This is a genomic window from Xanthomonas sp. NCPPB 2632, assembly GCF_041228075.2.
Taxonomy (GTDB): domain Bacteria; phylum Pseudomonadota; class Gammaproteobacteria; order Xanthomonadales; family Rhodanobacteraceae; genus Luteibacter.
In genome coordinates this window covers 2,506,992-2,526,871 of sequence record NZ_CM192979.1, presented here as the reverse complement: position 1 = coordinate 2,526,871, position 19,880 = coordinate 2,506,992, and the positions used below count along the sequence as shown (strand labels likewise).

At 60.9% G+C, this 19,880-nt stretch carries 20 protein-coding genes; 13 read left to right on the top strand and 7 right to left on the bottom strand.

Translation table 11 applies throughout. The features are described 5' to 3' along the window. Positions 1–34: 34 nt before the first annotated feature. Together AB8808_RS11210 and AB8808_RS11205 are read right to left on the bottom strand one after the other, a co-directional pair. Positions 35–1,579, bottom strand: coding sequence for a recombinase family protein (locus AB8808_RS11210; protein WP_369929379.1), 1,545 nt, complete (start codon positions 1,577–1,579; stop codon positions 35–37). A gap of 19 nt (positions 1,580–1,598) precedes the next feature. Next, entirely contained in the window at positions 1,599–1,940 is a 342-nt protein-coding gene (locus tag AB8808_RS11205) for a hypothetical protein (RefSeq protein WP_369929377.1), read from the bottom strand. A 120-nt stretch (positions 1,941–2,060) separates the two neighbouring features. Here AB8808_RS11205 and AB8808_RS11200 point away from each other — a divergent pair, with 120 nt between their 5' ends. The 4 genes from AB8808_RS11200 (at position 2,061) to AB8808_RS11185 (ending at position 7,221) form a co-directional block, all read left to right on the top strand. After that, the gene (locus AB8808_RS11200; RefSeq protein WP_369929375.1) at positions 2,061–2,375 is read left to right on the top strand and encodes a helix-turn-helix domain-containing protein; all 315 of its coding nucleotides are present in this window, start codon (positions 2,061–2,063) and stop codon (positions 2,373–2,375) included. Positions 2,376–2,414: 39 nt separating this feature from the next. Continuing rightward, positions 2,415–3,140, top strand: coding sequence for an SseB family protein (locus AB8808_RS11195; RefSeq protein ID WP_369929373.1), 726 nt, complete (start codon positions 2,415–2,417; stop codon positions 3,138–3,140). Between the two features lie 114 nt (positions 3,141–3,254). After that, positions 3,255–5,813 carry a hypothetical protein gene (locus AB8808_RS11190; protein ID WP_369929371.1) on the top strand — a complete coding sequence of 853 codons (2,559 nt, stop codon included), beginning with the start codon at positions 3,255–3,257 and terminating at the stop codon, positions 5,811–5,813. Next, positions 5,767–7,221 carry a hypothetical protein gene (locus AB8808_RS11185; RefSeq protein WP_369929369.1) on the top strand — a complete coding sequence of 485 codons (1,455 nt, stop codon included), beginning with the start codon at positions 5,767–5,769 and terminating at the stop codon, positions 7,219–7,221. The genes AB8808_RS11190 and AB8808_RS11185 overlap by 47 nt, the downstream gene beginning before the upstream one ends. Positions 7,222–7,263: 42 nt before the next feature. On the opposite strand, the gene AB8808_RS11180 is transcribed toward AB8808_RS11185, so the two are convergent. After that, positions 7,264–8,496: a tyrosine-type recombinase/integrase gene (locus AB8808_RS11180; protein WP_369929367.1), complete on the bottom strand. Its 1,233-nt coding sequence runs from the start codon at positions 8,494–8,496 to the stop codon at positions 7,264–7,266. A 162-nt stretch (positions 8,497–8,658) separates the two neighbouring features. On the opposite strand from AB8808_RS11180, the gene AB8808_RS11175 reads away from it, so the two are divergent. Continuing rightward, a complete protein-coding gene (locus AB8808_RS11175; RefSeq protein ID WP_369929365.1) occupies positions 8,659–9,762 on the top strand; it encodes a DNA-binding protein in 1,104 nt (367 codons plus the stop codon). A 45-nt stretch (positions 9,763–9,807) separates the two neighbouring features. Here AB8808_RS11175 and AB8808_RS11170 read toward each other — a convergent pair whose 3' ends face one another. Then, the gene (locus AB8808_RS11170) at positions 9,808–10,212 is read right to left on the bottom strand and encodes a hypothetical protein (RefSeq protein ID WP_369929363.1); all 405 of its coding nucleotides are present in this window, start codon (positions 10,210–10,212) and stop codon (positions 9,808–9,810) included. A 31-nt stretch (positions 10,213–10,243) separates the two neighbouring features. Next, positions 10,244–11,512, bottom strand: coding sequence for an AAA family ATPase (locus AB8808_RS11165; protein WP_369929361.1), 1,269 nt, complete (start codon positions 11,510–11,512; stop codon positions 10,244–10,246). Between the two features lie 395 nt (positions 11,513–11,907). Between AB8808_RS11165 and AB8808_RS11160 the strand changes: the two genes are divergently transcribed. Next, positions 11,908–13,338: a hypothetical protein gene (locus AB8808_RS11160; RefSeq protein ID WP_369929359.1), complete on the top strand. Its 1,431-nt coding sequence runs from the start codon at positions 11,908–11,910 to the stop codon at positions 13,336–13,338. A 154-nt stretch (positions 13,339–13,492) separates the two neighbouring features. Here AB8808_RS11160 and AB8808_RS11155 read toward each other — a convergent pair whose 3' ends face one another. Further along, positions 13,493–13,987: a hypothetical protein gene (locus AB8808_RS11155; protein WP_369929357.1), complete on the bottom strand. Its 495-nt coding sequence runs from the start codon at positions 13,985–13,987 to the stop codon at positions 13,493–13,495. A gap of 316 nt (positions 13,988–14,303) precedes the next feature. Here AB8808_RS11155 and AB8808_RS11150 point away from each other — a divergent pair, with 316 nt between their 5' ends. Beyond that, on the top strand, positions 14,304–14,777 hold the full coding sequence (locus AB8808_RS11150; RefSeq protein ID WP_369929355.1) for a hypothetical protein: 474 nt from the start codon (positions 14,304–14,306) through the stop codon (positions 14,775–14,777). A 272-nt stretch (positions 14,778–15,049) separates the two neighbouring features. On the opposite strand, the gene AB8808_RS11145 is transcribed toward AB8808_RS11150, so the two are convergent. Continuing rightward, positions 15,050–15,502: a helix-turn-helix domain-containing protein gene (locus tag AB8808_RS11145; protein WP_369931244.1), complete on the bottom strand. Its 453-nt coding sequence runs from the start codon at positions 15,500–15,502 to the stop codon at positions 15,050–15,052. Between the two features lie 343 nt (positions 15,503–15,845). Here AB8808_RS11145 and AB8808_RS11140 point away from each other — a divergent pair, with 343 nt between their 5' ends. The 6 genes from AB8808_RS11140 (at position 15,846) to AB8808_RS11115 (ending at position 19,743) form a co-directional block, all read left to right on the top strand. Beyond that, positions 15,846–16,049, top strand: coding sequence for a hypothetical protein (locus AB8808_RS11140; RefSeq protein WP_369929351.1), 204 nt, complete (start codon positions 15,846–15,848; stop codon positions 16,047–16,049). Positions 16,050–16,305: 256 nt separating this feature from the next. Next, positions 16,306–17,334 (top strand): replication initiation factor domain-containing protein, encoded by a 1,029-nt coding sequence (locus tag AB8808_RS11135; protein ID WP_369929349.1) that lies wholly within the window; start codon positions 16,306–16,308, stop codon positions 17,332–17,334. Between the two features lie 42 nt (positions 17,335–17,376). Further along, the gene (locus AB8808_RS11130; RefSeq protein ID WP_369929347.1) at positions 17,377–17,655 is read left to right on the top strand and encodes a single-stranded DNA-binding protein; all 279 of its coding nucleotides are present in this window, start codon (positions 17,377–17,379) and stop codon (positions 17,653–17,655) included. A 13-nt stretch (positions 17,656–17,668) separates the two neighbouring features. Beyond that, a complete protein-coding gene (locus tag AB8808_RS11125; RefSeq protein WP_369929345.1) occupies positions 17,669–17,917 on the top strand; it encodes a hypothetical protein in 249 nt (82 codons plus the stop codon). A gap of 35 nt (positions 17,918–17,952) precedes the next feature. Beyond that, on the top strand, positions 17,953–18,189 hold the full coding sequence (locus tag AB8808_RS11120; protein WP_369929343.1) for a hypothetical protein: 237 nt from the start codon (positions 17,953–17,955) through the stop codon (positions 18,187–18,189). Positions 18,190–18,777: 588 nt separating this feature from the next. Beyond that, entirely contained in the window at positions 18,778–19,743 is a 966-nt protein-coding gene (locus AB8808_RS11115; protein ID WP_369929341.1) for a hypothetical protein, read from the top strand. Positions 19,744–19,880: the final 137 nt, after the last annotated feature.

The following is a 19,880-nucleotide window of genomic DNA, read 5'->3' as shown; positions in this document are numbered from 1 at the left end:
TCCTCTCTCACCCAGCGACTATGCTGAGGGCCACTCACAACGGAGAGCCTGGACGGGATAAGGCGGCAAGCTCGCGGAAGATGCGAAGTGATTGGAATATGAAGAATCCTGCCCCGGCGTCCGGATGTTCATCCAACCGGGCTGGCCAAGTGGGTCGGCCGACGGCGGGAAGAACCAGGTAATCCAAGGGTCTGTCACCGTGGCGGTCCATCCGAATTCCTACGTAGATATCGGCTTGCCTCAACCAAGTGGGAAGGGCCCAGCGTATGTTGCGCCCCACGTGCGATGACTGCATAAGCTGAAATTGTGCGGTCCACGTCCGATCGATACAGAGGAGGCGACTGTTGCGCTCGACCGTCGATCCATCGTCGATAAGGAGCTCCTCGACGAAACGGATGACGCTCTCCTGCCATACCTGAATGCGATCGCGAATATCGCCGTAGCTGAGATCTCGGTTCTGGACATAACCGATGCGAAGGTAGGCGGCGCGCAAGCTACCGAACCGCCGCAGGTACACCTGCGGTGATGGCGCGTCAGGTGCCGCGGCAAGCAGTTCGCTTGAGATGCGCCCGTGTCGCTTCCAAACACGAATCATGGCCTCAAGGATTTCCTCGTCGGTCAGACGGGTGGAGTAGCGTCGCTGAACCTCGCGTGCCCGGTAGAACAACGCCGAGGAAACCAATGCAGGGAAGGCATGCTCCACACGAATTACACCGTGACCAGCACCCAGACCGGGCGGTTGCGCGATAGCGCGACTGCAATCCTTACCAAACGTCGTCGTCCCGATATAACGTTCGTCCTCAAGCATGTCGCGCACGGTCGACACGCTCCATTGGCGGCCTTTGCGGGTACGTGAACCCTTGTCATTTAGCCTCTTGACGATCTCGGGGAGGCGGACGGCCGCAGCTGCCTGGCGAAACATCCAACGAACCGTGCGGACCTCCTCGTGGGGACCCAGGGCAAGCCGGACACGGTCGCTGGCGATACTCTTCCGCTCCCCGGGGGCCAGCATCGCGCGCATCCGACCCGACGCGTCGATCAGTACACGCTGAAGCCCATAAGGCGCTGGGCCCCCCATCGTGAAACCTGCCCGGATGAGCCTCGCTTGGCCCGCAAAGACCTTGGCGGACAGTTCGCGGCTATATTCAGCCGCCATGGAGCGCTTAAGTCCCTTCAGGAGGGCTCCTAGCGGCCCGGTGTCGTCGCCGAACAGTTCGGCCACGTAGATCACGCGGACGCCATTGCGGGTACACAGGTGCTCGTAGAAGGCGGCCTCATCGACGTCCTGAAAGCGCCCCCAACGACTCACGTCCAAAACTAGAATCGCCGTGCAACCTAGGGTGTGCGCCTCGACCGCGCCAAGCAGTGAGGTAAGCGCCGGTCGCCCAGCAAGGTCCAGACCGCTGCGCCCTTCATCTTCGAATGACCGCAATACAAGCATATTGTGGGTCGCGGCGTAGGCGGCGATCGCCGCTCGCTGGTTGGAAATCGACGTGTCCTGTTTGTCTGTCGACATACGGAGATACTCGGCGACCATCACCGGCCGGGACGTGCGCGGTAGGGCGTCGGACAGGGACATGTCTGCAGAACCGTGCAACTTAGTCGTCAGGCGCTCGTCCGCCGCGGGTTCGGAGGGCTTCCGCGTGACGATCGATAAACTCCATCGTCTCGCCCCGATAGCGGATCACCTCTGCGGGCAGCGAGACGCCGAGTTTGCGAGCCAGGTCGGTGGCGTACTTCAGCTGGGCCGGGCTAGGCGGCCGGAGATCCGCATCCAGGCATTCGACCAAGCTTGTGGCGAAGCACTGGGCGAGCCGCCTGTGCAATCGCTCCACCCCCCCATCGAGCTCGGCTCGTCCCCACTGGACGAGCCAGGCTTCCCGGGTGGGTTCGTCGAGGGGCAGCGGTATATCCGAGTCGTCGTCGAGTACGAGTTGCACGTGAGCTCCTGGCCTGACGCGCCACGACGTGGGTTGCACCCGATACTACGAAACTCGTAGTATCGGGTGCAAGACAAAGTTACGAGTCTCGTAGTCCCAATACGGACCGAGACTCGTCTCATGCCACGGCACGAACCGCTGCAGCTGGTGTTCCAGCATCGCCTGAGGGCGGCCCGCGAGATGAAAGAGCTTTCGCAAAAACAACTGGGCGTCAACGCGGGGCTGGACCCATTCGTGGCCAGCGCCCGTATAAACCGTTACGAGCAGGGCGTTCACCAGCCGGACTTGGGTACGGTTGAGCGCCTCGCTGAGGCACTGGCCGTACCTCCTGCATACCTGTTTGCAGGAAACGAAAGGCTGGCCAGAATGATTCTGGCCTTTGACAAACTGTCACCAAGCGAGCAGGAGCGACTCCTGCGCGATGTCGCGGGTTAGGCCGCAGGAGGCCGATTGGGCGCACTACAGAATACCGACTTGCTTGGCCAGCGCTTGGCCGAGGCCCAAAAGGACGCGGCGAACTGGACCGCATTTCTTGCCACCCTGGCGTTCAGCAGCGTTTTGACACTCCTTAGCCAGCCACCAGGGGAGGGCGACGCGGCACCGTGGCGCAATCTCGTTAGATGGCGACAGGCCGACACTGGCCAGAATGTTGCCCTGGTTTTCACCAGTCCCGACCAATTCCCGCACGCGCCGCCACCCCCTACCGTTCTCGTTCGCGTGCCGATGCGGGAGCTGCTTAGCATTGCCGAACATCCGCCCTGGGTAATCAACCCGCTCTCCGTGACGCCTTGGTCCCTTACCATTGCGCAATGCGACGCCATGCGATCGGTGCTCGCAGGACAAGGCCTGGGCGTAGAGCAACCGCGACCCGAAGCACCATGGGCCTTCCGCTTCCCGCCGGAGGAGGCCTACCCGATTGCCGAAGCCTTAGCGCGATGGTTCATCCAGCACGGGCGCGTTGACGTGGCCTATCTGTACACCGTTGACCGAGGCGGCGTTCCTGGGGGTGAGACCCTCGTACTCGGCCTTAATGAGCACGCCGATCCTCACCTCGCCTGGCAACTGACAGCTGCGGCGCGGCTCGCCGGCGCGGCCGAGTCATTCCTAGTCCGCTTCCTCCCGGACGAGCCGACACATCGCGCAGCCATCGAAGGAATGCGACTCACCCCCTTCTACCTACGCCAGCCAGCACTCGGGTGACCAGGTCAGCTTGAATAAGGGACGCGGTCAACGATGGGTGCGGGCCATTGCCCCAGCGGCTGAGACCTCAGACAATGTTGCCCGTCGGCTCTCAAGGCGCGAGTGGCGGGGCACATGGACAAGGGAATCGAACGGGCCATTCTGGCCGGCGAGCGCAACAAAGTAACGGTCGCGCTCGTCCACAACTGGTGTGCGCATGCGATCATCACGCGAACCGATGGCAGAGGCCTCGTTGAACTTGAAACAGGACTGCCCATCGGTCATCTGGGCATGGGATGTCCGTATGCGTCGCGCGCGGGCATGATGAGCTGGGACCTCCGTGACGCCGTGGTCCAGTTTTACGATCAAAATTGCGCTTCCTGCTCCGATCGAATTCCCGTCAGCCTGCCGAATATTTCGCAGCTCGTCGAAGAGCGGGATCGCGCGATTGAGGCGCGCCTCCGCGACGGGGAGGCAGCCGCTAGCCAGGCGCGTCTGGCACGAGAACAGCGCGACGCACGACGAAGCACCCTAAGGGCAACGGTGGGGACCGTGCCTTCAACCATTGTCGACCAGATAGAAGAACTCGACACGCGACATAGCGCCGAGGCCGCGTTGGCACTCGTCAAGACCGTTGAAATCGCACCCGAGTCATTCACACCGGAAATCGTCGACTACCTGTACGAAACGATTGCTTCAAATGAAGAATGGATACTCGATAGCGCGCTGCGCATACTGCGGATCCTTGACCAGGGCACCGTTCGCCTCGCGAAAGCCGCGATCATGGTGCTCTCTCGTCGCCTAAACAATGTTGCCGGCGACATCCTCGCCACCACTCCACATCCGTTCGAGTCTGGCGACGCCGCAGCGGTGTTTCGCGGTGCGGTTGAGCTAGCACGGCCGCGACGGTACGCGATGTCTGGCTGGGATGCCACCTCGAAACCCCAGCTTCTCCTTAAGCTTTATCGCGATCAGCCCCACGAGACCAAAGCGTCGATTCGCCAAAGCCTGAACTCGCGCATAGAGGCGGAAACCCACCGTGCAGCACGCGCCATTGATGCGCTTGCCAGCGAATGCAACCAATTCGCGACCCAGTACGCCAGAGACATCGTGGCCCTTGTTTGCCGCATCGACGCGCTCGTCGATGATCACGACGAAGAGCGTCATGATGACCGGCTTCTTGACCGCGTCGAAACGTGTTGCGATCACCTACTGAGAGAGGATCCAGAAGGCACCGTAAAGCTGGTTCGAAGCTATGCCGATTCGGCGGCGGACGAGGGGTTGGTGCGGCTTGTGCGGGCGTACGACAGCGCCCTTTCGGGGCGGCGTACAACGCGACAGCCCGTCCACGAGGACCAAGCTACGCCCGTCCTTCACCACCTTCTAGATCTCGCAGCTACTAGCACGCAGTTCCAAGTCCTCGGCGCAGTCTCCCAAATTTTTCGTGGCCATAGGACCCCCATAGCGATCACCGGACGCTTATTTGACCTACTCCTGGGCTCCGCCGCAGTTCTGATTGAGCGCATCGAGGAGATTAAGCGTCCGGCGATCTTGCCGGATACGTTCTACAACAACCTCGAGTTCGAAAACGCCCGCAATTCGCTGGCTAATATCGTAGAAGGCATACTCACATGGCTTGTTTCCTCAGCCGAAAGCTCGACTGAGCACGCCCGTAGCTACATTGCGTTCATGAAAGCCCTCCCGGAGGGCCGTGAGGCGCTACATGGACGAATGATTGAAGCGGCTTCGCCTCTACTGGATCGCGCGGACTTGATGGCAATCTTCCTGCCGGAATTTTATTCAGCACTATTGGGCGCATCCGCCATCATGCGTGCGTACGCGGCCAAGGCCCTCGAACGCATCTCGATTCGTGCTCGCAACAACCTGCCGGAACTCGTCTTTGAAGCGGCGGCTGCGCTGCTGACGGACCGCTACGTCGTGGTACATCAACGCGCCTTCGCCGTGGTGGAGCGGGGTAACTTCCCGTCATCGTACAAAGAAAGTAATCGCAGCGCGGTAGCGGATCTGATCGTCACCTACTGCTTGCCGGACGCTACCGCCACTCCTAATCGAGATGCGTTTCTCCTTGATTGCATCGCGTACTACTGCGGCACATCATCTGGGGCGCTGGCATCCAGCCCATTTGCCGAGCTCCTCATCGACAAACTGCTTGAAGCGGAGCCTTATAAAGTCGCCAAGGAACTGAGAGACATTCAACGAGGGCTTAACGATAACCCCCGTTTTGTCGACCTTCTCAGCACGATTGCACAGGATGATGATGCTATTCGCTACGAATATGACGACATAAGGAGAGCGTTTTCGACGCTGCCGGAGACGTCCCTCAAGGCTGCGGCAGAACGCACTTTCGAAGCCGCGCGTCAGCTCTCACCGGACACGCAGGGATCATCGCTTCTCCTGGAATGTCTCACCCGGGTCGGCGCGCTCGAAAAAGCCTGGACGATCGCGAAAATGGCGCACGACCACGTACCCGACACGATCCGCGATGCACCCGAACGCGACCATGCCCGCCTTCGTGTGATCTCCATCGAATTGGAGCGCATGGTCGAGGCCGGTGATTTTCGGGCCATCCACGCGCTCAAGAGCGAACTCCTTAAGATTCAAACATCAATGGATGAGAGAGTTGCACGTGACCAGCAGGAACCTCCTTTCCCAAGCCATCACTTCTCGCCTTGACACCTTGGCGGTGCTGCGAGAGGCACTGGCTCCCCGCTTTGCCGATGGTCAACGGCTACGCGCGTGCGCAAGTGAACTGGAAACAGTAAGCGCGCTCGAGATTCCGGCGGATACCGCGACAGCCTACGGCGCGTTTGCAGACCTCGTAGGCATCGCGGCGTCATTTGTCGACTGGCGTCAGACGGTGCTTCAGGCCGGGGCTGACGCTGCCAGGCACTTCGCATCTGCCTCTGCGCGGTCGACGCTATGGCTCGACGAATACGCAGGTTCCGCGCCCGTAGCCTTACGGCTGCTGGCTGAAGCGATTCCGTCGGTACAGACGAGCCAGGACGTAGCAGCCTGGCTCGATCGACTCTCAAGAACCGTCTTGCCCGTCGTCTTTTACGAGAAAGGCGCGGTCGGCCGCGGAGCTCCTCCCGTGCGCGACGCCGTCGCACAACCCAGGCCCAAGGAGCTTGAGGTCGCATTCCTTACGTTCACCATCGATGACGAAGCGGTACAGTCGACCCATTACGTCACACCGATGGTCCAGCACGACATATCGATCGAAGTGAAGGTCTCGCGGTGGCCAGAGCATGCAACGAGTCTTCGCCTGTCGCCTATTTCTGTCGAGGACCCGACTACATACACGCTGACGTCATTCGAGTTTGACCGCCCTGTGGGCGATGGACCCTTCGCACTACGTCAGAGCGGTCGCGCCTTGCTCAAATTCGCTCAATCGCTCTCTGCCAGACCGTATGAGTTCAAGTACTCCGCGCAGTTTTTTCCTCCCGAGGTCGAGCAACCGGTGGCCGTTGTAGGGCAGCGAACGTTGCGGCTGGAGGGAGTCGATTTTGCACGAACGCCCCTGACGGGCTTCGCGTCCCTTGACAGGGCAATTCTTGGCCTTCGCGCTCAGCTTCGCCAGGCGCGAGGCGTCACGCACGACGAGTCGATCAATTTCCTTCGGATCATGACGTCCCTCCTCAGTTGTTCAGCTCGCTCAGCGCACGACGACATATTCAGGGATACAGCCTCGGAAGCGGCATTTCAAACGGTACTTGCCAACGAGCTGAGGCGTGACGCAGCGATCGGCGCTGATCTTGAGGAACACCCGCACGTCGGGCGAGGCATCACGGATCTGTCGTACAAAGGCGTTCGCATCGAATTGAAGCTTGAGAAGACGCGGCAGTTGAAGCCGAGCGACCTTCAGGCATATGTAGCCCAGACCCGGACATATGTCGCCGCATCCGGCAGGCGCCTGGGTATCCTTTGCGTTCTGGACGCAAGCGCGAAGGGCGCTCCGATCACCGCTCCTGAGGCACTTTTCCAATTCGACAACGACGGCACGACATGCGTTGCCATACTTGTCATACAGGGCAATTTGACGAGGCCAAGCGACTATTCCAAAGGCCTAACCTCGAAATAGCGGGCAGGGCGTGCAACCCAGGGCAACCACACGCCGCTGTTTTCAGTCAGGTAGGGTGTCAAGCATCGCCGCGAGCTTCTTGAATCGGCTTTGGCCGGCTCGCCGGGCCAAGGGGCGAGCGGCATAGCGCGCCACCATGCGTCCATCTTTCCATCGCCCCGCCTGCTGCGCCTCCTCAGCGGTGGCACCGGCCTCAACCATGTCCAGGGCCGCACCGACCCGCGCGGAATGTCCGGAAAACGGCAATGCGCCGAATCCCGCCAACCGGGCGGCCCGGCGAAAGATTGCCGTCACTTGCGTGGTCGAGAGCGGCAACTCCGCCGCAGCGTGCGATCGTTCGCGAACGGCGGTGAAGACGTGGTTGGGGGAGGGGGCGACCGCGCGCCAAGCGCTGAGCATCGCCATCGTCTCCGGGCGCAGATATTGCGTCACACCGAGGCCCTCCTGGTCGGTTTTACTCCGCCCAAGGCGATACGTGCCACTGCCATCGGCGCTGGCGGCAAGCCGATCCCAGCTGAGGGACACCAGTTCGGCAGAACGGCTCATGAGGTCGTAGGCAACGTTGATCATGGCGAGATCGCGCATACGCCGATGGCGCTGTAAGGCCTCGAGCCTGTCACGGTCGGCCGGCGCTGCTCGGCGGATGCGGACCGGCGTATCGGTCGCAGATAACGCGGCCGTCATCGCCACCACATGGCGCAAGGCCATGGGGGCGGCCTGACGCTGTTCGGCGGACAAGCGCATTCGGACCAGGTCGCGCCACCAGTCCTCAGCCATTACGTCGCCCATCGGATCGGCCAGGCCCAGTCGACGATGCATTTGCCGGAGGGTCCAGAGGTGATGCTCCACCGTCGCTTTCTGTCGTCCGGCGTCGACCAGTAAGGTGATGAAGCGCTGGATATCCGCGAACAGCGCCGGCAAAACCGGCGCATGGGCCCACAAGCAGTATGCCCGCCAGGTCAGCCAGTCAGCCCGAAGGGTCCGGCGACTGTTATCAGCGAGTCCGGAGACCCCTGAGTCGCGCCGCTGATCAAGTAGGCGAAGCACGCGCTCGCGCTCGTGCTGTGACGCAAAACCCCAGCGCAGCTGCGACAACAAGGACGCAGCACCCGAAGCAGGCTCTACCCCCAACTGGGCCGGGATGCGTAGCGGCTGCTTTTCCGCCGTCGCCAGCGCTCGCCGCTCGGCATCAAAAGGCAGCGGTACATGCCGCGGCGGCTTTGCCGACCTGGGCTTGGGCGGACGTCCTCGGCGACGTGGGGTGGGGGAGGTCATAGAAAGTCCGGCAGCTGACGCACTCTACCATTTATCGCCAGCTGACAACGGCCATTGTCAGAGTGCGTTATTTCACGATTGTATGGAATATGTATGGCATATCTTTTTGCGTGATACGCCATATGCGAGTAAGCTCAGCTTGTCCTTCGCCGAGCGTCTGCCATGAGTGATGCGAATCCTTTCAGTGACGTGGAACAGCGCGTGCGCGAGTCCTGGGAAGCCCGCTGCGGTGTCCGTCGCGGCCCGCTGGAGCAAGCCGACGTCGACGCCATCGCCGAGGCGGCGTTCGCGCTGGAAGGGGGCAAGCCGACCGTGGAATTCATCCGGCGCATCGCCGGCGGCGGCTCGCCCAATACGATTCACCCGAAGCTCGATGCGTGGTTTCGCCAGGGCCGCCCGGCCGCGGCACCGAGCGCCGTCCCTGCTGAATTGCTCCTCCTGTGGGAGCGTCTACAGGCCGACGCCACTCGCGTCGCCCAGGACGCCCTCACCCCGATACGCGCTGCGACCGCGGACGATCGGGCGGCGCTGGCTGCGGAAGCGGCGCAGCTGGCCAGCGATCAGGCTGCGGTCGCCGACGAACGCGCAACCACCGAGCGGCTGGTCACGGCAATGCGCGAGGAGTTCCAATCCCTGCAAGCGCGCAACGAGACGTTGCAGGCCGAGCTAACGCAGGTCAGCGAGCAAGCCCGTGAGGCCGCCGAGATGATCAAACAGCTAGACGACGAGGTGGAGCGGTTGCAGCGTGAGGTGATCACGGCCAAAACCGAGCAGACCCGCCTCACCAGCCTATTGGCCGCGGCCGACGTCCGCCACGCCTCGCAGCAGGCCGAGTTGGACGCCGCATGTGAGGCCACGCGTGCCTTCGAAGTGCAGGCCCTTGCGCTGCGGGCGGCGGCCACCGAGTCCGCCAACGCGCTCAGCGAAGCCCAGCAACACGCCGAGCTACAGGACGGCGAACTGGGCGCGGCACAGACCACGGTCACGGCGCTGACCGATCGCATAGACCAGTTGGAGCAAGCGCTTCAGTTGGCGCGGACGGCCGCGAAGGCGGACGCGAGCTTGCACGATCATGTGGCCGCCGATCTCCACCGTGAGCGCGACGCTTTGGTGGCGGTCCGAGCGAAGGCAGCGCAAGCCAGCGAAGCCTTGGCGGCCAGCCAAGCCACGGCGGCCGCACTGGCGCAGGAAAGGGATCGCTTGCACGCCGTCCTCATGCGTGTCTCACCCGATGAGCCGACGATCGTCGACAATCCCCCCGACTAGTTCGCTATCCGACTAATACAGCTGTCGGCGCGCCGGCCGATAGCTCTACCTCGGGAATAATTTCTCGAAATCGTGCTCCACATTTGCAGCAACAACGCGCAAGCGTCCGCGATGCTTCTGTTGAAAAGCGTTCTGGAGACGAAGCGACTTCGAATCTTGTCGAGGAACGCGGGTGCAGACGATCAGTGCTGCCAATCGACCGTCGCCACCAGTTCTTTCGCAACGCTTGAGGAACTCCGCCGTTGCAACGACTTGTTCAACGGCTCGATCTACGTCTTTGCCTTTGAGCTCTACGATAAGGTCGCCGATCTCTCGCTGCGTCACGACGAAATCAGCCGAGAGTGCATGCTTTACCAGGCCTCCGTCGACCTTAGTGATGAAAAATCGTTTCTTCTTCGGATTGAGAAATACAGCGGACTTCCCGTTCTCTTCAACTTTTACTCTTGACACCCTCGTACTTTCCCTGTGTGGCGCACATCCATTACCGGTCATAGGAGGCTTCCAGGTCCAGCAAATCGCTAAATTCCGAACCTGTACGCTCGGACACTTCATCAATGTAATCGGCGTTGATCAACCCGTACTCATCCATGATGGGAACGAGCTGTCGTCCCTGAATTGCGAATGCGCTCGCGCGACCTCTGGCAATACGAGCATCTTGGGGCACGATGCTGTCGAGAGATCGTCTCGCTTGCGCAGGGAGGTCATCAGTCAGCTGCCCCGCCTTGATGAGTGTATTGATTTTAGCGAGGACGTAAGGACTATGAGTCGTAATAACTATCTTGCGCGGGTTCACGGGCTTGCCCGCGGCTTTCCGACGATACGAGTTACATATCCTGGCGAACATCTCTACAAGCGATGTCTGAGCGTCCGGAAAAAGGTGCGCCTCGGGCTCTTCGATGAAGACCAGAGCAGGCCCCTCCCTCCACAGCGCAAACTTCAGCGCATCGAGCAACGGCAGTAGCTCCTGCTGCCCTGATGACAACGCGTTGAGCGGAATGCTTCGGCCGTCGTTGGTGGCGAAGTATTGTTTGTTGCGTTCCTGAACAATTTTCCCCCCCATCAATTCTTCGATGTTGTCTAGAAGAGAAGTCTTCACCTCTCGATGGAAGCTGCCTTCACGAAGAGCCGTGACCAAGCGCCCGAAGTTATGGACTACCGGATCCAGTAAGGTCTGGTCGTCGAATGCAGTGACAATCTTTCCGACGCTGGTAAAGAAGGACCGACCGGCAGGTATGTATAGCGACTCTTCCGGCAGATCGGGACCGAAGCCGCTTTCGATTGATTTGCGCAGAGCCTCGAACACTCTCCAGTGAACCTCGAACTGCTCCTGTCCAGCACCCTTCTTCTGAACCGCTTTGGCGTATGTGGAGAACACCGACGCAAGCAGGGCCTCGAAGGCTTCGGAGAAATGTATGCGACATCCATACTGACCGTTGCGGGCCTTTCTACCTCGGCTAGCCGTAATGCCAAACGCACCGGTTTCAAACGTGATGGTAAAACCTTTTGGGCCCCAACTTGACGGCGGGAACCACTGAACGAATTCTTCGGTCAGGCGCTCCTTAATATCTGCCGGCGAACTGGCGTCGCTGACCCAACCTGGAATTAACGAGGGGAAGCGATTGAAAAAATAGAAGATCTTGCAGATAACGCTCTTTCCGCTTGCTTGCGGACCGATAATTACCGTCAAATCTGTCAGTTCAAGCTTCGCACTATCGATGCACGAAAACGAATGAATTTCGAGTGTTCGCAAGGTCGTATCCCTTTAACCGACTATTAGACGCGCGGCGAGGGTAGCAGGGTGGCACCGGCGAGGCTAGGTACACCGGCGTCGATAGGCGATTCGCGCGACTCCCCGCACCAACGGCGCAGTGGTGGGAGACCTCAGCCCGTGGCCACGCCGGCTTGGTTGATCTTGCAAAAAGGTTTCTCCGCGACGGTCGCTTTGGGGTGCCCGCGGCACGACCTTGGCGGCCGAGCTCGTGCCGCGGGCAGGGGCGGCCGCGCGCAACGGGCTGCGAACGTCGATCCCCCCGGGGTTGGCGACGGCCTGTGTCCACCGTACCCTGATCTGCACGAGCCACGTCCGCGCGCGGAGACCATCGCGCGGTTCAGCGCGCTTCGTCATCCGCAGGGGAGGAGGCCATCGTGATCGCCTGGCATGACAGCTTGCTACTGCCGTGGGAGTCGGCCTGGAGCGTGGGACAGAAGTTGGCCTGGCTCAACGCCGGCAGGCCAAGGGACGTCCTGAAACATCTGGTGCGCCGATGGCACGACGCTGCGCGGCACATCATCCACCCCGTCGATAGCGGACGTTTTCCCTGGGCGGACAATTGCGCGTCCGACACAGCGCAGGGAAAGCAACTGCACGCGACGCTGGCTGCCCGCTTTGGACGCGGCAGTGATGTCGCACGTTGGTGCCAGCGTATGCAGTTCGGCCTTACGTGGCAGGTACGCTATTGCCCCGTCTGTCTGGCGGGTGGCTTTCACTCGATAATCCACCAAATTCCCGGGCTTGCGCGCTGTCCCATCGACGGGGCGCTGTTGCGCAACGATTGCCCGAAGTGCGAGCGAGCGATCGGCGCATACGACCTCATCGATTTCGCGCCATTCGAGTGCCCGCACTGCAGCCACCCGTTTCGTGATCCGGGTGCACCCTTCTTCCGTACGGACGACGATGGGGCGGACGGACGTACCGGGCGGCTGGAACTGGTCGGGCGGTGGGCCGCAGACGCGATGGAGCGGCTCGCGCCGGATGCCGCGTGGCTCGAACTCGAGTGGGTCGATATTGCATGGGAAGGCACGCGACGGGTGGTCCCCATGCGCGAAGCCATCATGGGTCTTTGCCATACGGTCATCCCATTCCCGCTGGCGTCCGATCTTGGTCCGCCGACATTGGTGCACGTCTCCTATAGCGCCGATCTCGAGCTCACCGACCCGTTGACGGTATTCCCTCTAGAGAATGTGCGAGAAACCATTCAGGTTGTTAGGGGGGACATCAGGGCACGGCTGGGATCGCACGCAACATGCTATGACGCCGGCGCAGCTTTGATGCGTGAAGGATATGGCCGCAGTGGATACGATATACCGTGGTACGAGGGATTTTGTCCCACGGCGTATGCCGTTCTCGCATGGGAGAAGCGTGCCGCAGGCTATGCAAGGAGTCTTCGGCTGCGCGAGGCTAAGGGCGAAGTCAATCACACCTACGCGCGTTTGGCGTATCTTGAATCAGCGCTACGAAACCTCTTCGAGTATTCCCTCTTTGCCGCGCGGTTTTCACAGTTCTGGAGATCACGAACCAACTATTCAACGGCCGTTCCCGCTTGCAAGTTACGTCCCGCACCTTGGCTCCAGGTGTGGGGAACGGTGCGCGACTCGGATACCGGTGATTGGCGCTGGTCAACGATGCCACGCCTTTCGATGGCACCCGATTCTGGTTTTTGGTTCGATCGGTGCGATGGCGGCCTCGTCGAAAAGTACTTGCGTCTGCGTAAGACAACGACGGGGATGCTGCCGCCTTACCATCAGTGGGTGAAGGAGTGCTGGACACCCACGACGGGCGATCCTCCAAGCATTTGATGTTCACGCTTCTGGCACGGACCTTCGCCATTTCACGTCAATGAACACATCCTCCACTGGAATCCTGCGCGTCCCCGGTGATAGAAGCCACGGGTGCAAGAGGTCTGGCGACGAGTGTCCTAGCGACCGACGACAACTAGCCACTCCGGTCACGTCACCAAGCCTGATTGGGATCGTCGGTCGCCTCTTGTCGAGCGATGTCGATCACCGCGTCAGGCCGTATCGGGAAGACATCCGAGGCCGCGCGGGCCTCGAGGCTAGCGCCGAGACCCAGTGCGGCGTCGCTCAGCCGCTCCGTACATCCGTAGAGCCAAAACGCACGCGCCCAGCCGCCACGATCCAGGGTCGGCGCCAAACCGGGGATTGCGCCCAGGGCGGTCAGCAACGGCTCAACCTCGGGTCGCACGCCCGAGTCGTCGAACTGAAAGGGCGGAAAGAGGAAGGTCTCGTCCGGCTGCGACCAGACGGCAAAAACCTTGCCAGAGGCCCGTAGGTCCGTGAGCAAGCGTTGCGCACCCTCGACAGAGCGACTGAACAACGGCGCGAGCGCCGCCGCCGACGGCCAGCCAGCGTTGAGGAGGTCGTCGCGCAGCTCAACGGCAGCGCGCCGGGCGGCGAGTTCGGGAGAGTCCGAGGGCACGGTGGGCATCTCATTAATCTCCCATCGGACAAGAGGCGTAGGCCCGCCGGGTTTGCGCTGCCGAGCGCCACAGTGCGTATGATTGAATACGATTTAGCCCATCGAGGCAACGGCTGCTATGAACGATGCCAGTGAGGCGCGCAAATGATACTGCAGCGATCTTTGACGGCATCGTAAGTAGGGGCGTACTTAGGCCTGCTGCAGTGGAGTGCGGGTGATGCGGTAAACGCCCTCGCTCAGGACCCGGAGACAGTATTAGCGTTGGTGCTTAAAACCGCCGGATAAAGTAGGCGTCGCTGGATAGTTGAATGGGTGAAATCGCCTGATGAGTAGCCTTGAACGAAAAGAGATGATCCTCGCAGCCTCTTTGTCGGTGGCCCAGGCGGCGGCGCGTCTGGGCGTCGCCGGCTGGCGTATCGACGAGTTGCGTAGGGCCGGATCGCTGTTTGGGGTATGGCATGCGAAACAGGGCACGTTTGTCTTTCCAGACTTTCAATTTGACCAGCGATTGGATGCCGAGACATTCCGTGAGCTTCTGGCGATCGCCTCGCGAGTCGGTTTCGATCCAGCACAAAGCGACAGGGGAGGCTGGGGACGGGCGTACTGGCTCTACCAGCCAAGTGAGCTCCTGTCACGCCAGGCGCGTGCAGACTACACAGATGCTCTCACCGATCCTGTGCGCGTGGCCATGCGGGTACGTAACCTGTCAGCCGAGGCGCGAACGCCCGTGGAGGCGCTAATGGATGACCCGGAGGGTGTGCTGGCTCTGGCACGGCAGCTGTGGCCTCAGCAAGCCTAGCCTCGACGAATTCAGGCCGGCCCAGGGACTCGGCGGAGCTACTGTACCCTCAGTTCGACTAAAGCTTTGTCGATTACCATCGGCAAAAAATACGATGATTACCGTCAGTTCTCAACTAAAGTTCGAGAATTACCTTCTTCGGGATGGGACTTGGACGCAATCAGTGGTGGAGTAAAGATCGAACTTCTCACAGGTCGTTGTGGCAGCGTTAAAAGCGGCGCCGAACCGGCGAAAAGGTTCGAGATTTAGCGCCTACACCTGGTCGATACGGCCTAACTTTGTTGGCCGCACCCAATCCAGCGCTTAGAAAACGAGCTAGGGCCCGTGAGGGCGAGGGTTTCCCGAAAGGTGGCGGCCGATCTCAGGCAACACAGATGTTCGCATAATGTATATAGGCTGGGGTTTTGTAAAATAGACATTTCCCGGCCAGAAGCGTGCGATTCGGGCGTATAGACGGCTAAACCTAATGCGAGCGCAACGCCTGCCGCCGTCCCCGAAATCCTTTGAGCGCATCGAAGCCACACCTTTGCGCGGCGAGGGTTTACTTGCTCGTCTCGTTCTGCTTGGACTCTTAAAACCCATTCGTCAGGGTCTAGTCCGATTGCCTTCGCCATTTCTTCTACCGCTTCTGGCTGCGCGTGTGACGTTCCGTTTTTCCAGTTAGACAGTGCTGGGCCTGTCAGCCCTAGTTTCCTGCCTGTGGCGGCTAGGCTCGTCAGATGCATAGTTTCCATATACATGTCAAGCAATTTATTCGTGCTGTTCATGGCATCAAGGGCCTTGACTGTGGGACCGTAAAGGTACTTTACTCTGTGCCGTCATCAAGGGCCTTGATGATGTAAACGCCACAGGGGGCTCCGTGCACGACTTTCCGACGATTGACCAGCTTCGCGCCATCGGCGCCTCACCTGACGCCATGCGCGTCCTTTACGGGTTCATGGCCTATCTGGGTCTCTGGGTGCTCGCTGGGAGCATCGTTTGGGGCATCGTCGGCGCGACTGCTCGGATCATCGAGGACCGTCGCTACCTCCGTGAGTGTGCCCTCGACCTCGTTGCGAGGTCTCGCAAGTGATCCATGTGACCGAAGACATGCGTCGCGACTTTATTGCCCATCACGGTCGTGAATGTGAGTTGGCTTTGTTCCGCGCTGACGCGGCTGCTCGCTCTGGCACCGTCCGCGAGCGTTTCACCATGATGGCGTTGCACAAGAGTGATGCCGCTATCTACTCCGCCGCCGCATTCACGTGGGCGAAGCGTGAGGTTGTTTCGTGATGTCCGTGGATCAATCCTTCGCGCTTTGGCTTTTTATGGGCTGGCTGCTCGCTCTGTTTACCCTGTCCGATGATTCGCGGGGGGGCTGGTGATCCGTCGCGGCCTCCCCGAAGCTTTCGTCCCGCCTGAGCGGTGCTACCGCCGTCGCGACCTTTGCACGTCGATCGTTTTCACCCCCGCCCACGTCGATGCCATTCGCCCCCCTGTGGTGGCCTCGGCGTGGTTCGGGGACTTTGTACTGGATGGGTCGGTACACATGGGCGACACGGCCGCGCTGTGCGCGGAAGGGCCCATCAGTAATACGGGCCTAACAGGTTCCCTCGGGGCAGGGGAGGGCGATACCCCCGCTTTTCAGGTCTCTATCGACTATTTCACCCTCGTGTTTCCGGAAGCTGCTGCTGCTGAGCATGGGCAGGTGTCGAAAACCATCCTCGGCTTCCTGTTTGGTCCGTCGAAGATGAAGGCCACGCAGCTACAGACGAAGAACTGGCAGTTCTACAGGTCTAGCTGCTCGATACACGACGACGAAGGCAAGCTGGTTGGTCGCATCGGCATGGATGGCAACGGTGATACGTGGTGCGTGTCCCTTTCCGGCGCTGGCTGCAAGCTGGTTGACGACTGGAAGCGTGTCATGGTCCAGGCGCAGAACCTTCGCGGTCACATAAGCCGTGTAGACGTGGCGTTCGATGATTTCCTCGGCTCGGTGTTCGACATTCATCAAGCCAACGCTATGGCGATGAACGGTGAGTTTGCAGGCAACGGTATGCCGCCTTCCACGCGGTTCATTGACGACCACGGATCGAACCGTGGCTGCACTGTCTACGTCGGTGCCAAGGGCAGGAAAGAGCTTTGCATCTATGAGAAGGGTAAGCAGCTTGGTGACCCCGCATCGCCGTGGGTGCGTGTGGAACTGCGGTTGTGGTCGCGTAACTGCGTCATTCCGCTCGACTGCATCACTGGACCTGAGCGCTTTCTGCGTGGTGCCTATGCCGTGCTCAACGCCCGCATTCCGGTGATTAAGCATGCCGAAGCTGCTAGGCCCGAGTACACGCGTCGCGAAGTGGAAGCAACGCTGGAGGCTGTCAAGCGCGTTCTGAAACAGCAATGCGGACCTATGCTCCATCTGCTCTGGTCGGCCTTTGGCCCCGGTGCGGAGGACTGGCTTAAAGAAAATATTTTCCGCGACACGATGCCCGGTCGATTCAAGGGCAAGGGCGGGGAGCGCGAAACGTTGCTTAGCATATTGCGCGAGGCGACGGGTCGTGAGTTCGTAGCGCCGTTCTGACGGCATCCCAAGGCGTTTAGACGTCCAAACAGAGAAGACAATATGAGCCTCCAAATTCAAATCGAAAACGAAAACGTCAAGGTTCGCGAGGGCATGAGCAAACAGAACAAGCCCTACAAGATGCGCGAGCAGGACTGTGTTGTGTACGGCATCGGTCGCTTTCCGATCCAGATGAAGCTGACGCTTCCCGATGGTATCGAGGGCTACAAGGTCGGTCTGTATGACGTGACCACGCCGCTCAACGCCGGTCGCTACGGACTGGAAGCTGCCCGCGATCTCGGCCTCGTGCCTGCCGCGAAGAAAGCCGTCCAGGCGGCGTAAAGGAATTCATTCCATGGCTATCTGCGTAACTCTCAATCAAGACGGCACGCTCGCGACGACAGGTCAGGCGGTCTCTGAGTGCGCGGGTTACGTGATGGTCAGCGGCAGTGAATACGGGGTCTATCAGGTCGTGCAGGACGCGTTGTCCACACCGACCCCGGAAGAGGCGGCGGGCTGGTTTTTTGGTCCACTCACCTTGATCGCGACTATCTACGTGTTGTCTCGACAGGTCGGATCACTCGCCAATTTTTTTGACCGGTAACACCCAATCAAACTCACTCAATCAAAGGAAAAAACATGAAGAACCTCCGCGAACTCGCCGCCCGCAACGCACGCAAGCTGGGTGCTGCCGGTGCCATCGCTGCCACTGCCGTTTCCGGTTCCGCCATGGCGGCGGGCACCGATTTCTCTTCGGTCACCTCCGGCGTGGACAACAGCACGCTCATCACCGGTCTGGTCGCGATGGCGGTTGTGCTGGTTGGTGCCGGCTTCGCCAAGTGGGGCTCCAAGAAGATCGGTGGCTTCTTTGGCTGATCGGTCATCGAGGTAGGGGAGGGGGCTTCGGCCCCCTCGTTTTTCGTCCGTTTACTTCGTGCCCTTCGGTGAGGGGCACCAGTTAAGCCGACAAGGGGTGACCATGCTGCTGGACTTCGCGATGTTCATATTGGGCTGCGCTGGCGGGTATGCGCTGGTGTCGGGGCTTGACCGGTGAGGGCGCTCGTCTTAGCCCTCGTGGTGCTGTTTCTCGGCTGCGTCTCCATGTCTGTGGTCGCTGCGGCGTCGTGCCCTGCGCAGGACTCCGCCCTCACGCAGTGCCAGGCATACGGCGATAGCTTGGTCGCTAGGTCCGGTGGCGCAGACAACGCGTCGTACACGTGCATCCTGTCCGATGACGGCCATAGCTACTACGCGAGGCTGACGACCAATTGCTGCGGCACGTCAAACTTCCTCGCCGCGTCGTTTGATCCGTGTCCGCCGACCGATTGCACGGCTGGTAAGTGGTCGTCGGGCGTTTGGACTGAGCCCGGCTCTGGCCTCGGTTGTCGTGGTGGTTGCCAGACTAAGCCTCAGTTGCAGGTTGATGACGGCATCACGCGCTTCGGCATGGTGACGACTGGTGAAATGTGCGACGCAACCACGCCTCCTGCGCCTCCGGAATCCACCACGCCACCCAAGACGCCCGGTTATACGCCCAGCGATCCGCAAGACCCTAGCAAGGGTGGCGACTACTGCGCCGAGAGCGGCGACGGCACGTTGTCGTGTGTCCATGGTGCTGCACCGAATACGGGTGGCGATGTTGGGTCTACGGGCGGCACGGGCGGCTCGTCGGGCGGCACAGGTGGCACGGGAGGCTCCACGGGCGGTACAGGCGGCACGGGTGGCTCGTCGGGCGGTACAGGCGACACGGGAGGCTCCACGGGCGGTACAGGCGGCACCGGAGGCTCGTCCGGCGGTACAGGCGGCACGGGAGGCTCCACGGGCGGTACAGGCGGTACCGGTGGTACGGGTGGCTCCGGTGGCGGCACCGGGCCGGCCTCGGGGAGCAGTAGTGGTGGTACCGGTGGAACGGGTGGCACGGGTGGCACGGGTGGTACCGGTTCCGGGTCGGGCACTGGTTCTGGCACGGGTTCCGGTTCCGGTACGGGCAACGGTTCGGGCTCGGGTACAGGGAACGGTTCGGGCTCCGGCACCGGTAATGGTTCGGGCAATACCGGTGGTAATTCGTCCGGCGGTACGAACGGTAACGATGGTGATGGCAAGTGCACCGCTGGCGATGCCTGTAGCAACGGCAACGCGGCGGGTGTTCCGGATATTTCTTACAAGTCAAGCGGCAGGACGGTGGGCGATGAAATTAGCGACTTCAAGGGCCGCGTCAGCAATTCGCCGTTGCTGGGCACGGCTAAGAGCATGTTCACCGTGCAGGTCAGTGGCACGTGCCCGCATTGGCAGTTGCCTGCTACAGCGTGGACGCCGGCCAAGTCGTTCGATTTCATCTGCGAAGATCCCCTTGCTACCGCTCTGGTGGCTGCTGGATGGATCATCTTCGCTGTTGCGGTCTACAAGGCGTTTCAGATCGCCATTTATTGAGGCGTTGGCGCTCGTGTTGTTGGCTGGCATGTCCGTCAGTGGTGCTGCTCACGCTGACGGTTCGGGTTACTCGTGCACCGCGGGGTCCGATGGGACCATTGCTTGCGCTTCGCCCTCTTCAAGTTCGTCCGGGGCGT